Annotated in this window: 11 protein-coding genes and 1 other annotated feature; all 11 genes read left to right on the forward strand. The window is 46.9% G+C overall.

Translation table 11 applies throughout. The features are described from left to right. Positions 1-142: 142 nt before the first annotated feature. Positions 143-541, forward strand: a complete 399-nt coding sequence (gene speD / locus AC0YN7_RS20615) for an adenosylmethionine decarboxylase (RefSeq protein WP_076339082.1) — start codon at positions 143-145, stop codon at positions 539-541. 198 nt (positions 542-739) lie between these two features. Beyond that, positions 740-2,122 (forward strand): glutamyl-tRNA reductase, encoded by a 1,383-nt coding sequence (gene hemA, locus AC0YN7_RS20620; RefSeq protein ID WP_475811913.1) that lies wholly within the window; start codon positions 740-742, stop codon positions 2,120-2,122. A 34-nt stretch (positions 2,123-2,156) separates the two neighbouring features. Then, on the forward strand, positions 2,157-2,969 hold the full coding sequence (gene ccsA / locus AC0YN7_RS20625; protein ID WP_475811914.1) for a cytochrome c biogenesis protein CcsA: 813 nt from the start codon (positions 2,157-2,159) through the stop codon (positions 2,967-2,969). 32 nt (positions 2,970-3,001) lie between these two features. Further along, on the forward strand, positions 3,002-3,646 hold the full coding sequence (locus AC0YN7_RS20630) for a precorrin-2 dehydrogenase/sirohydrochlorin ferrochelatase family protein (RefSeq protein ID WP_475811915.1): 645 nt from the start codon (positions 3,002-3,004) through the stop codon (positions 3,644-3,646). Further along, positions 3,646-4,617: a hydroxymethylbilane synthase gene (gene hemC, locus AC0YN7_RS20635; protein ID WP_475811916.1), complete on the forward strand. Its 972-nt coding sequence runs from the start codon at positions 3,646-3,648 to the stop codon at positions 4,615-4,617. Before AC0YN7_RS20630 ends, hemC begins: the two co-directional genes overlap by 1 nt. Before the next feature lie 4 nt (positions 4,618-4,621). Next, positions 4,622-6,175: a uroporphyrinogen-III C-methyltransferase gene (gene cobA, locus AC0YN7_RS20640; RefSeq protein WP_475811917.1), complete on the forward strand. Its 1,554-nt coding sequence runs from the start codon at positions 4,622-4,624 to the stop codon at positions 6,173-6,175. A 16-nt stretch (positions 6,176-6,191) separates the two neighbouring features. Continuing rightward, on the forward strand, positions 6,192-7,190 hold the full coding sequence (gene hemB / locus AC0YN7_RS20645) for a porphobilinogen synthase (protein WP_475811918.1): 999 nt from the start codon (positions 6,192-6,194) through the stop codon (positions 7,188-7,190). Between the two features lie 4 nt (positions 7,191-7,194). Next, a complete protein-coding gene (hemL, locus tag AC0YN7_RS20650) occupies positions 7,195-8,499 on the forward strand; it encodes a glutamate-1-semialdehyde 2,1-aminomutase (protein ID WP_475811919.1) in 1,305 nt (434 codons plus the stop codon). Between the two features lie 48 nt (positions 8,500-8,547). Next, on the forward strand, positions 8,548-9,534 hold the full coding sequence (locus tag AC0YN7_RS20655; RefSeq protein WP_475811920.1) for an RluA family pseudouridine synthase: 987 nt from the start codon (positions 8,548-8,550) through the stop codon (positions 9,532-9,534). A 105-nt stretch (positions 9,535-9,639) separates the two neighbouring features. Beyond that, the gene (locus AC0YN7_RS20660; protein WP_475811921.1) at positions 9,640-11,043 is read left to right on the forward strand and encodes a LysM peptidoglycan-binding domain-containing protein; all 1,404 of its coding nucleotides are present in this window, start codon (positions 9,640-9,642) and stop codon (positions 11,041-11,043) included. Between the two features lie 213 nt (positions 11,044-11,256). Continuing rightward, positions 11,257-11,495: a binding site (T-box leader), on the forward strand. A gap of 55 nt (positions 11,496-11,550) precedes the next feature. Then, positions 11,551-14,193, forward strand: a complete 2,643-nt coding sequence (locus AC0YN7_RS20665; protein ID WP_475811922.1) for a valine--tRNA ligase — start codon at positions 11,551-11,553, stop codon at positions 14,191-14,193. Positions 14,194-14,225: the final 32 nt, after the last annotated feature.

The raw sequence follows: 14,225 nt of genomic DNA on the forward strand, positions 1-14,225 counted from the left end.
TTGAAAACACAATAATAGGAACCAGGATTCACTCAGGACATAGTTATGTTGCGAGAGATTTATCCCTCGAGAAGTGAATGACGTAGGTCCTAGCGGATGAAATTTTTCAAACATTTTATTCCTAGGAAGGGGGAACCGAAGGATGGAGTACTCAACTTTCGGAAGACACGTTGCTGTTGATACTTGGGGTGTAGATTTTGATCTACTAAACAGCGCTGAATTTTTGCAATCTCATATGGTAGAAGCTGCTGAGGCTTGCGGAGCTACTGTAATGTCGGTTCAAGCGAAACAATTCGATCCTCAAGGCGCAACTGTGCTCGTGCTGCTGTCGGAGAGTCACCTCTCGATTCATACGTATCCTGAGAGAGGCTTTGCCGCGCTTGACTGTTATACCTGCGGTGAAACTGTTGATCCTCAGCTTGCGATCGACTACATGCTAGCTGTACTGAAGCCAAAAGCTACTTATGCGAAGAAGCTTGTACGCGGTATGGGTGAACTGCAAGTGGAAGAGCCAAAAATGAAACAAACTGAGCTCGTATAAGAGCTTTTAATTAAACAGACATATTGAAATGGCCATGGATCTTATCCATGGTTATTTCTTTGTAAGAATAGGGTATAATGAGTCTGTATTTTTCAAATATTATTCATAAATGAACATTATCTGAATATCGAACTATGGTATACTTAGCGTTAATATGATTGCTCTAAACGCAATAGAGAAGGAGGCAGGCGACCGCGCATGCACATTATCGCAGTAGGATTGAATTATAGAACAGCTCCCGTAGAAGTCAGAGAACAGTTTGCGTTCGCGGAACGGGACTTACCAGAAGCGCTCAGACAGCTCATTCAAACGAAAAGCATAATGGAATGTGTCATTGTAGCGACCTGCAATCGTACAGAGATTTATGCAGTGGTAGACAGACATCATTTGTGCGGGCATTATATACGCAGCTTTATGGAAAAATGGTTTAAATTGCCTAGAAGTCAATTTACAAACCATTTATATATGTATGAGGATGAAAAAGCAATCGATCATCTATTTCGGGTCACCAGTGGACTTGATTCTATGATTATCGGAGAGACACAAATTTTAGGTCAAGTGAAGAGTGCTTTTCTGTTAGCACAGCAGCAAAAAACGACGGGTACGTTGTTTAATATGCTGTTCAAGCAGTCGCTCACAATGGCAAAGCGCGCGCATACTGACACTACGATCGGTGAATCAGCTGTATCGGTTAGTTACGCTGCGGTTGAGCTCGGAAAAAGGATATTCGGACAATTTAACAAAAAGACGGTAATGGTCATTGGCGCAGGCGAAACAAGTGAATTGACTGCTAAGCATTTGTACGCGAATGGTGCGGATAAGGTTATCGTAGTGAACCGGACATATGATCGCGCGGCGCAGCTGGCAGATAAATTTAACGGAGTAGCTTGGTCGATGGAGGATGCCGCTCAAAAGCTTCACGAAGCGGACATAATCATTAGCTCCACAGGGGCGGACGGCTACGTTTTAACCCGTCAACAAGTAGCTCTAGCAATGCAGCGCCGTAAAGCGAAGCCATTGTTCATGATTGATATAGCAGTGCCCCGGGATTTAGATCCATCGATTGCTGCGGTTGATAATGTATTCTTGTACGATATCGATGACCTGGAGGGTATTGTGGAAAGTAATCTGGAGCATCGTCGTCAAGAGGCTGCCAAAATCGAAGCTATGATTAGTGAAGAAATAGAACTGTTTGAGCAATGGTACAAGACTCTGGGTGTAGTACCGCTAATAAGAGCATTACAGACGAAAGCGGCAGACGTTCATGAGGAGACGATGAATAGTCTGACTAATAAATTGCCTGATCTTGGTGAGCATGAGCTTAAAGTGATTCGTAAGCTGACGAAGAGCATTGTGAACCAAATGATGCAGGATCCTATTTTGAGAATTAAAGAAATGGCCGGTGAAAAGCGGGCGGACGAAGCGATGGATATGTTCGTTAAGCTTTTTGCGCTGGAGGATGAGCTGAAGAAGACCAAACAAGCAGAGCTAGTCGCTGAAGCGGAGACTGCGGCTTCCACGAAGAAGAAAAACGTTCAAACTCATACAGCTGCTGTTGCATTTGCGCCCATTGTCAGATAGAGGGCAGCTATATGAGCCGCAGTGTGGAGGAACAATGGTGATACCTAACTTGTTATATGACGCTATACTTTATATTTACGCCCTGAGCCTGCTGTTTTATTTCTCCGACTTCATGAATGCGAGTCGAAGAGCGAAACGGATGGGTACAGGGCTGCTTATTTTTGTTTGGGTATTGCAGACTGGTTACTTGATTATGAGAATTATGTCCCATCTGCAAATGACGGTAATAACCCCGTTTGAATATTGGTTAGGATTTTCATGGCTCATGGTTACGGTATCATTAGTCAGCAATCGATTTTTTAAAATTGATTTTATCGTTTTTTTCGTGAATGTGGTCGGTTTTGCCGTATTAGCACTTAATTTATACAGCAGCTTAGGTAATGGGCAATCATTAGGACTATGGGAAACGACCAGAGAGTTATTATATGTGCATATCAGCCTTGTGTTGTGCGCGTACGCTGCTTTGACAATAGGGGCATTATTCGCTGGCATGTATTTGTTCTTGCATAATCAATTAAAACGCAAGCGATGGTCTAAATTCATGCGAAGACTCCCTAGTCTAGATATGATCGAGCGTTACGGTGACAGGGCGGTTATTATTGGAGTTCCGCTGTTTGCGATGTCACTTGCCATCGCAGTTACTTCCTTGCTCGTAGAAGGCCGTGCTGAACTGCTGCTCGACTTTAAAGTACTCTCTTCGTTCGCTGTGCTGATTATGTATATTGTTTATGTGTATCAAAGAGCTATGCTGAATCGTCCTGGATCACAGCTTGCCAGGCTTTATATCATTTCTTTTGGCATATTGATTTTGAACCTGCTGTCCAATTATTTCTCTTCTTTTCACTAAGGTCGAGGAAAAGCTGATGTGGAGGACAACGTATGAATGGCTATTATCCAATCGTTATACAGCTTAAGGGAAAGCGTTGTGTCGTAGTTGGCGGCGGGCTGATTGCAGAGCGTAAGCTGCTAGGTCTGCTTGAAGCGGGGGCTGATGATGTCATGCTCATCAGCCCACAGGTTACTAGTAAGATTGAAGCGTTAGCTGCTGCTGGCAAGGTTCGCCTCGAACGGCGAGAATATAAGGAAAAGGATGCTTTTGAGGCCTGGCTTATATTTGCGGCGACGAATGATAAGCGACTTAATGATACCATTACGGCTGAAGGACAGCGGCTAGGTAAGCTGGTAAATCAAGCAGATGAACAAAATAACAGCTCATTTATTTCACCAGCTGTGGTGAGGAGAGGCGATCTGCTGCTTGCGGTTACCGCATCGGGCGCGAGCCCAGCGTTGTCAAAACATATCAAACAGGAGCTTGAGGTTCAGTATGGAGCACGATATGCGGAAATTACGGCAAAATTACGAAGCCTGCGTGAGCTGGTGTACGAGCAGATACTAGATGGACAAGCTAGGCAAATGGTATTGAAGCTTGCAGCGGAAGAAGCAGCAGAGCATGCGCGAATCAACTTTGATTGCGATGAATGGCTGCACAGCTTACTTCATCGAATGGACAGGGGGCATACATAGTGGCAATATCTAATGATGGAAAACGGGTAATTGTTGTAGGGACAAGACAGAGCGCGCTCGCTCTTACACAAACAGGACAGGTTATCGATCAATTGAAGCAAATTAGTGAAACGAATGGTTTTGATTATACGTTTGAGGTGAAAAAGATCATCACGAAGGGTGATCGTATTTTGGATGTTACTCTATCCAAAGTAGGCGGAAAAGGCTTGTTTGTGAAGGAAATTGAACAGGCTTTAATTGACGGTGATATTGATCTGGCTGTTCACAGTATGAAAGATATGCCGTACGAGCTTCCCGAAGGACTTATGAATGGCGCTATTCCAAAACGAATAGACCCACGAGATTGTTTGGTTATGCGTGAAGGAACGAGCTTAGCTGACCTTCCAATTGGTGCGCGTGTAGGTACAAGCAGCTTGAGACGCTCATGCCAGCTCAAGAATGCAAGACCAGACTTGAAGCTGGAATCTATCCGAGGCAATATTGATTCTCGTATGCGCAAGCTCGAGACAGAAGGCTTTGATGCTGTTGTGCTTGCTGCTGCTGGTCTTACTAGAATGGGCTGGGAAGATCGAATTTCCGCTACTGTGCCTACAGATGTATGTGTACCTGCGGTTGGCCAAGGGGCGCTCGGTATAGAGTGTCGTGAGAACGATGACCAAATAAGGCAGCTGCTTGATTTGCTTAATGATCATGAAACGGAGCTGGCTGTACGTGCGGAGCGCAGCTTTCTTGGCTCTCTGAACGGAGGCTGTCAGGTGCCGATCGGTGCATACTGCGTTGTTGGCGCTGCTGTCGAAGGCGAGGGGGGCCGGAGACTGCTTGAGATGACAGGAATAGTCGGATCGCCTGACGGTGCAATATTGCTTAAAGATATTAAGCAAGGTACAGATCCCGAGCAGCTTGGAAAAGATGTCGCAGCTGCGCTCATTGCGCGTGGAGCAGACCGTATCTTAGCTGAAATTGGGGGATAAACTGGTGAACAAGGGGAAAGTTTATTTGGTTGGCGCTGGACCTGGTGATCCGAAGCTGATTACGCTGCGCGGGCTGCAATGCTTGGAGCTGTGTGATGTTGTAGTATATGATCGCTTGGCTAGTCCAAGACTTCTGCGGCATGTGAAACCTGGAACGGAACAAATATATGTCGGGAAGCTTCCTGATCGCCATACGATGAAGCAGGAAGAAATTAATCAACTGCTCGTTGACCTTGCGCTTCAAGGTAAAACGGTCACTCGTTTAAAAGGCGGAGATCCGACCATATTTGGTCGAGTTGGCGAAGAAGCGGAGCTTCTCTATGATAATGGCATCGAATTTGAAATTGTACCGGGAATCACGTCGGCAATTGCCGTTCCTGCGTATGCGGGAATTCCTGTTACACATCGCGATTTAGCCTCTTCCCTTTCTATTATTACTGGACATGAAAGCCCCGATAAGCTTGATCGGAGTATTCATTGGGATAAGGTAACCAATGCGACTGGAACGCTTATATTTCTAATGGGTGTTGCAAAAATTGGGTATATATCGGATCAGCTAATCAAACACGGTAAATCGCCTGAAACGCCGGTAGCACTTATTCGCTGGGGAACAAGGGTTGAGCAGCAGACGGTTGTGGGAACCCTTGCTACCATCGAAGGAATTGTACATGAGGCCAATTTTAAGCCTCCAGCTGTCATTGTTGTCGGTGAGGTGGTGCTGCAGCGCGAGAAGCTGATGTGGTATGAACGCAAACCGTTGTTCGGCGTTAGAGTACTTGTCACACGTGCCAGGGCGCAGGCTAGCGAGCTTGCGGATCATATCGAGGCGCTAGGCGGTGAGCCTTGCGAATTCCCTGTAATCGAGACACGAGAGCCTAGTGAACCGGCAGCAATTAGCTATCTTAGCGAGCAGCTTCAGCAAGCTGAGCAATATCAATGGCTTATGTTCACGAGCGTGAATGGGGTAGATTATTTTTTTCGCTGGCTGCGTAAGTTCAATATTGATATTAGAAGATTTCATAACGCAAAAATCGCGGCGGTCGGCCCGAAGACGGCTGAGGCGCTCGAGCAGCGTGGTCTAACCGTGGAGGAGCTGCCGCAAAAGTTTCATGCGGAAGGGCTGTTAGAGAGTCTTGAAGAAAAGCTGGTGTCAGGTGAACGAGTCCTGCTGCCGCGCGGAGACTTAGCTAGAGAGGTATTGCCTCGAGAGTTGATGGCAATGGGGCTTGTGCCCGTAGAGATTGATGTCTACGAGACGATGCTTGTAGATAACCAGGATGAGCTGGCTCTAGATTGGATTCGTAATAAAGAAATTCATATGATTACTTTTACAAGCTCATCTACTGTAACGAACCTATTAGAATTGTTGAAACAAAAAGGAATACCGAATCCAGTGGAGCTTTTATCAGGAATACCAATCGCAAGTATAGGCCCGCTGACGACCCAGACCGTTATTGCTGCTGGCTTAGAAGTTTCCATTGAGCCTGAAGATTCAACACTGGACAGCTTATTGCAAGCGATAGTAGATTATCAGCACGATAATGTATCCATATTGTAAGGGGGAATACTGAATTATGAGCTTTCCAATTGTCAGAAATCGCAGATTACGCAGAACGTCAGCATTACGCAGCTTGGTAAGAGAAACAGTGCTTAGCGCGAATGATTTCATCTATCCTATTTTCGTAACCTATGGTGAAAATATTAAAGATGAGATTAGCTCCATGCCGGGTGTTTACCATTTTTCCATGGATCGTCTTGAAGAAGAAATTCGCGAGGTTGTGGCAGCGGGCATCCAATCGGTAATGCTGTTCGGTATTCCTGAGCATAAGGACGCGGTTGGATCATCAGCATATGACCCGAACGGTATCGTTCAAGAAGCTATAAGAGCGGTAAAAGAGTGGGCGCCTGAGCTGCTAGTAATGGCTGATACTTGCTTGTGTCAATTTACCGATCATGGCCATTGCGGCATCGTGCATGTTAACAAAGCGACGGGCACCGCTGTAGTAGATAATGATACTTCGTTAGAGATGCTTGTCCGTACTGCTGTATCACAAGCGAAAGCTGGGGCCGATGTAATCGCACCTTCCAATATGATGGACGGATTTGTACAAGCTATTCGTCAGGGCTTGGATGAAGCGGGCTTTAGTGACATTCCGATATTATCATATTCCGTTAAATATTCTTCGGCGTTCTACGGTCCTTTCCGTGAGGCAGCCCATTCAGCGCCGCAATTCGGTGACCGCAAAACCTACCAAATGGACCCGGCTAACCTGCGTGAAGCGCTCCGAGAAGCGGAAACAGATGTGGCGGAGGGCGCGGATATGCTAATGGTAAAGCCTGCTTCAGCCTACCTTGATGTTATCAAGCTGTTGAAGGATAATTTCGATCTGCCTGTTGTTGCTTATAACGTAAGCGGAGAATATTCGATGGTAAAGGCGGCCGCCGCTAATGGTTGGATTGATGAACGATCCATTGTGCTCGAAACGCTGACAGGGATGAAGCGTGCGGGAGCGGATATTATCATCACGTACCATGCGAAGGATGCGGCAAATTGGCTTAGAGGAGGAGAGTAAGCAGATGAGCGAAAATTCACGATTGAAAAATAACGAGCGTTCAGTAGAAGCATTTGCAAGAGCAAAGAAGGTTATGCCTGGCGGTGTGAATAGCCCGGTTCGTGCATTCAAATCAGTCGGCTTAAATCCTGCTTATATGGAGCGAGGACAAGGAAGCTATATCTACGATATTGATGGCAACAGCTATATCGATTATGTTGCGTCTTGGGGTCCGTTAATTATGGGCCACGCCCATCCCGAAGTTATCGAAGCGATTAAACGTACAGCTGAGAAAGGGACGAGCTTTGGCGCTCCGACCGAGCTGGAGACGTTGATGGCTGAGCTGGTATGCGAGCGAGTTCCATCGGTTGATGTGGTGCGGATGGTTAATTCAGGTACAGAAGCAACGATGAGCGCGCTGCGTCTTGCGCGTGGATATACGAAGCGCAGTAAAATTTTGAAATTCGAAGGCTCCTATCATGGTCATGCGGATAGCTTGCTTATTAAAGCAGGATCAGGTGTAGCTACACTTGGTTTGCCAGATAGTCCAGGCGTTCCCGAGCATGTAGCATCACATACCATCACTGTGCCTTACAATGATATCGAATCCGTTAAATTGGCGTTTGAGAAATTTGGCGAAGAGATCGCTTGTGTTATTGTAGAGCCAATTGCCGGCAATATGGGTGTAGTACCGCCTCTCCCAGGTTTTCTGCAAGGACTTCGCGATATAACGACACGATACGGCAGCGTCCTTATTTTCGATGAGGTTATGACAGGCTTTCGGGTTGGTTATAGCTGTGCGCAAGGCCTATATGGCATCATGCCGGATCTATCCTGCTTCGGTAAAGTAATCGGCGGCGGACTTCCAGTAGGGGCATATGGCGGTAAACGCGAACTGATGGAAATGATCGCGCCAAGCGGTCCGATCTACCAAGCGGGTACATTATCAGGTAATCCACTCGCTATGGCAGCGGGTTATACAACGTTAAGCTTGCTGACGCACGAAACTTATGAGCTATTGGAGAGGCAAGCAGTCAGACTTCAGCTAGGGTTTGAAGCGAATGCACGCAAGCATGGCATCGCAAACACGATTAATCGTGTAGGCTCCATGGTTTGTCCGTTTTTCACCGATACCTTTGTTATTAATTTTGAAACGGCCAAAACATCGGACCTTGAAAGGTTTAAGGCGTACTTTGCCGCAATGCTCGATCTGGGAGTAAGCATAGCGCCATCTCAATTCGAGGGAATGTTCGTTTCAGCTGTTCATACGAATGAGGATATCGACGCGACGATAGCTGCTCATGATATCGCGTTAGGCCGCTTGAATTAGGCTTAAGAAGCAAGTAAGCAATCGCAAGCAATGGAGGTTGCAAATTACATGACATTTCAGAATGCGAGACGAAATGGACAATGGCTGGAGCTGGATTGGACGGAGCTCGGTACTTGTACTGTTTCTGATACTGAAATCCATACGGAAAACGGGACGGCAGCAACGCCTGTCCCTTCGCAGCCGCGAGCTGGCAGTCATCCGCACGATGTGCGGCAGTGGCTGCTGGCTCGTTCCTTTTTTCCGGCTAAGTGGATAAATAGATTATTTTCAGTTGGAGGTATTGGTTGGAGAGGTAATACGCTTCAGCTGCTCGCTTACACTCCGATCGATCCGCAAAAGGATCCTATATATCGCAAAGCATTAACAGCTTCTAAGGTAGAGGCACCTACTGTGTTGTATGAGGACGATTTTTGCATAGTATTTCATAAGCCTGCAGGTATGCCTGTGCATGAGTCTACCCCTGGCCAAATTGGAACCTTAGACGAAGCAGCTGCTAGGCATGCGTTAAAACAAGGCGATCCGCTCCAAATTCGCCACATCCACCGACTAGATGACGAAACCTCTGGGCCAGTTTTGTATGCAAAAAATGATTTGGCGCAATGGAAGCTGGATGAAGCGATGCGCAGCAAGGAAATCGACAGGCAGTATATCGCAGTAGTCCATGGGCGTGTCACGAAAGCCTCGGGCACAATAAACCTGCCAATCGGCAAGGATAGACATCATCGTGCGAGGCGGCGAGTAACGGATAACGGTGATCAGGCAATTACTCACTATGAAGTGGCCGAGGCTGGATCTTGGGCATCAATCGTGCGAGTGAAGCTGGAGACAGGCCGAACGCATCAAATTCGTGTTCATATGAGTCATATCGGTCATCCTCTTCTTGGAGATGTTTTATATGGCGGCGATAAAAAATTGTTGCCTCATCAAGCGTTGCATGGTGAAAGATTAATTTTCCCTCATCCATGGTCTGATCAGCGAATTGAGGTACATGCGGTCTGGCCGGAATGGTTGACGAAGCTAGCTTCGAAAATTTAATTCCCGTTCAAATTGATAGTCATGCTACAGCCTGCCCTGCCATATAGATAAGTAGTGAATGTAACGTTAGCCCAAGCATTCAGTACAAGAAGGGAGGACTTAGACGTGTCGGATCATACAAACGGGTTACGCTTTGATGTGTATGAGCGCGTCCATTTGCCCGATGATGTTGCGGCAATAGACGAGCTGGAGGAAATTGAGCTTGTTCCCCGCATTCAAGTCATAGATCAGGGGGATCATGCTGTTCTAAAAGGACAGTTGCTCTTAAGCGGCATATATCGGAGTCAAAATGATTCTGATGTTCCACTTACGCTCGAGCATTGGATTCCAGTCGAAATTACGCTGCCGATGAACCGTATTACGCGGCTGGATGATATCTCGATTGAGATCGATAACTTTGATGTCGATTTGCTATCAGCTCGGACGCTGAATGTTACAGGCGTCTTATCCTTGCGAGGTATTTCTGCTCAACCTATAGTGGATCAACAGGAAAACGCATGGAGAGAAGAACCGTTCACCGTCGTCCATCAACGACAACCATATGATGAACGGCTAGAGGAGGAGTTTGCCGCGGAAGCGGGAAGCGCTGAACAGTCGTACATATCGGAGGAAGAGGTACTGGAGTCAGAAACAGATGTCGTTTACGAGAAGCAGCAAGAGTGGGCGGATAATTCTGAAGCTACGGTTACGATATCTTCGTCAACAACCGACTCCGGATGGTCGTCCGCACAGTTTTTTGCTCCAAATGCCCAAATTCCTGAAGTGGAGGCAGAAACGGAATCGCATCAGGAATCGGAAGAGAATGCAAGGGAGATTACGTACAGCTCTCAAATAACGAGTGATGAAGGCTGGCTTGCCTCATCCTCTCAGTATGTTGAGACTGTCGAATCAGAACCAGGACGTCAAGAGCAAAATCTGTTCGCAGGATGGGAACAAGCAGAGCGAATAGCAAACGCGCAAGCGTTGTATCAGCAGCAGCAAGAGCAAGAGCTGGAGCAAGAGCAGGGACAGGAATTAGTGCAGGAACTGGAGCATGATCTGAAGGAAGAGCAGGAAAGAGAGTTTGGACAGGAACAGTATCGCGAGCCAGAGCAAATTGTTGAACAGCCTCCTGAGCAGGAAAAGCAGGAGCTGCGTATTGCCTTTTCTGGCAAGCAGCCTGAGAGCAATAGCGGTTCGGCACCGAATGTCGGGATAATGACATTGCTTCAATCGAGCAGGCGTGAGCAAGCAACGCGCCAAGCAGCAGAGCAGGTAGTAGCTAAACAGCTTGCGGATGAAAAGGCGCGCGTGCAAGCCTCTGGAGATGAAATTGAATGGCAAAATTTATTTCTGGGCAGGCAGACGGAAGATAATGATTTCCGTAAAATTCGGGTATGTATCGTTCAGAGGGACGAAACATTAGAGCTTATCGCGTTGCGATACAGCATGAAGCCGAGGGATTTATTATTGCACAACCGCTTAGATGAGTCTTCTATAACAGAAGGTCAGCTTCTTTACATTCCATAATGATCGTACGGAACAGGACTGGATCGTAATACTTGCTCGGCAGTAGCTGTAAGCATCGTTTCGGTGCATACAGCTACTTTTTTGATTAGTTTGAGAGCTGAAAGCTTGATCTCCAAGCTTTCAGCACCTTTCTGTTTCAGGAAAGCCTGATAGCCGCGTATGCCTGGGTTGACTCAGAAGCGCAACAAAGGTATGATTAAACATATATGTGCAACAAAAACGTTGAAGGGGAATAGTACGCAGTGAAGCCTTCAGAGAGCGGAACCGTAACGCTGAGAGGTTCTGCAGGATGTGACTGCTACGGGTCGCCCCGGAGTTGCCTGAACGAAGCTAGAGCAATTATGCTCGGTTCAAGTCAGGCCGGCCGCAGCCGTTATCTGTTTGAGTGTCATGCGGTATTTTTCGCGTGAAACAAAGGTGGTACCACGGAAGCTAAACCTTTCGTCCTTTATGATAAGGGCGGAAGGTTTTTTGTATTTTTACATCGATTTGTGGAGGATGGAATGAATGTCAGAAAATCAAACGACAAATGCAATGCCAACGACATATGATCCGAAGGCAGCGGAGCAGAAATGGTACGATTTCTGGACTCAGGGAAAATTTTTCGAGGCAGGCAAACGTCCGGATGCAAAGCCGTATACGATTGTTATACCGCCTCCTAATGTTACGGGTATGCTCCATATCGGGCATGCGCTTGACTTTACCTTGCAGGATATCCTAATTCGTACGAAGCGTATGCAGGGTTATGATGCGCTTTGGCTGCCAGGCACAGACCATGCTGGTATTGCAACGCAAACGAGAGTCGAGCAGAAGCTGCGTGAGCAAGGCATATCCCGTTATGACCTAGGAAGAGAAGCGTTTCTAGAGAAGGTCTGGGAGTGGAAGGATGAGTATGCGAATACAATTCGAGATCAGTGGGCAAAGATGGGGCTTTCACTTGATTATTCGAGAGAGCGATTCACGCTGGATGAGGGACTATCCAAAGCTGTTCGCGAAGTATTCGTTCGTCTTTATGAGAAAGGTCTTATTTATCGCGGCAAAAAAATAATTAACTGGGATCCAGCAGCACGTACTGCACTTTCGGATATCGAGGTGGATTACAAGGAGCTGAATGGACATCTATATCACTTGAAATACCCATTAAAGGATGGCTCCGGATTTATTACGGTAGCGACGACTCGTCCCGAGACCATGCTTGGCGATACTGCGGTTGCCGTTCATCCTGAGGATGATCGTTATAAGCATTTAATTGGTCAGTTTATTGCTCTTCCAATAATTGGACGAGAAATCCCGATTATTGCTGACGATTATGTAGATAAGGAATTTGGTTCTGGTGCTGTTAAAATTACACCTGCTCACGACCCTAATGACTTTGAAGTCGGTGAGCGTCACAGCCTGCCGCAAATCATTGTAATGGATGAAACAGGTACAATGAACGCAGAGGCGGGGCCTTACCAAGGACTTGATCGCGCAGATTGCCGGAAGCAGATTGTGAAGGATTTGCAAGAGCAGGGCGTATGTGTTGAAATCGAAGACCATGTGCATCAGGTTGGACACAGCGAGCGAAGCGGCGCGGTTGTAGAGCCGTATTTGTCGACGCAATGGTTCGTTGCCATGAAGCCTTTAGCCGATGCTGCGATTGCTGCTCAGAAGGCGGGCAATGGCGTTAATTTTGTACCGGAACGGTTTGAGAAAATATACTTTAACTGGATTGAAAATGTACGTGACTGGTGTATTTCAAGGCAGCTTTGGTGGGGACACCGTATTCCGACCTGGTATGACGATGCAACCGGTGAAATGCATGTTTCCCGTGACGATATGACTGGTGAAAATCTGCATCAAGATAATGACGTGCTCGATACTTGGTTCAGCTCCGCGCTCTGGCCGTTCTCGACTCTAGGCTGGCCGGATCAAACGGAAGACCTGAAGCGATACTATCCAACGGATGTGCTCGTAACCGGATATGACATCATTTATTTCTGGGTTGCCCGCATGATCTTTACTGCGCTTGAATTTACCGAGCAGCCGCCTTTCAAAGACGTATTGTTCCATGGTCTCGTTCGCGACTCCGAAGGACAAAAAATGTCTAAATCAAAAGGCAACGGCGTTGATCCATTAGAGGTTATCGATCAGTATGGTGCTGATGCTATGCGCTATATGATATCCACTAGCAGCACGCCTGGACAAGATTTGCGCTTCCGCTACGAGAAGGTTGAACAGGCTCGTAACTTTGCCAACAAGATATGGAATGCATCGCGCTTTGCGCTTATGAATCTTGAAGGTGTAGAAGCCAAAGATATTGATATAACGGTTCAGCTTGGAACGGCTGATCGTTGGATTTTGCACCGCTTAAACGAAACGGTTCGTGATGTAACTCGTTTAATTGACAGTTACGAATTTGGTGAGACTGGACGCTTGCTCAATAACTTCATTTGGGACGATCTTTGCGATTGGTATATCGAATTTGCTAAGCTTAGCTTGTATGGCACGGATGAAGCGGCGAAGAAGGCGACTCAATCGGTGCTCGCTTATGTACTTGATCGTACGCAGCGGTTAATTCATCCATTCATGCCGTTTATCAGCGAAGAGATATGGCAGCACTTGCCGCATGAAGGAGAAACAATTACGCTGGCAGAATGGCCAGTTTATGATGCGGCTCTGGAAGCTCCTGATGCGGTAAAAGAGATGGAACTGCTTATGGATATCATTCGAGCGGTACGCAATATCCGCGCGGAAGTTAACGTGCCTATGAGTAAGAAAATCGAGCTTCTTATCAAGCCATCGGGTGAAGCGGAATCCGCTATATTCGCCCGTAACGAAGAGTTTATTAAACGATTCTGCGGAACATCCGTGCTAGAGGCAGGTATGCATATTAGTGCGCCGGACAAGGCAATGACAGCAATCATAACGGGCGCCGATCTTTATTTGCCGCTTGCTGGCCTAATCGACATTGCACAGGAAATTGCGCGTCTTGAGAAGGAACATCAGCACTTGAACACAGAGGTTGAGCGAGTTGAGAAGAAGCTTAGCAACGAAGGGTTTGTAGCAAAGGCGCCTGCAAAGGTCATTGAAGAGGAACGCGGTAAAATGAATGATTATGCAGAAAAACGCGATAAGGTACTTGCGAGGATTGCAGAATTACGCGGATAGGCTGCAAAAACGGAAGAAGGTACGAATAGTAT

The sequence above is a fragment of the Paenibacillus sp. J31R122 genome, from assembly GCF_056269185.1.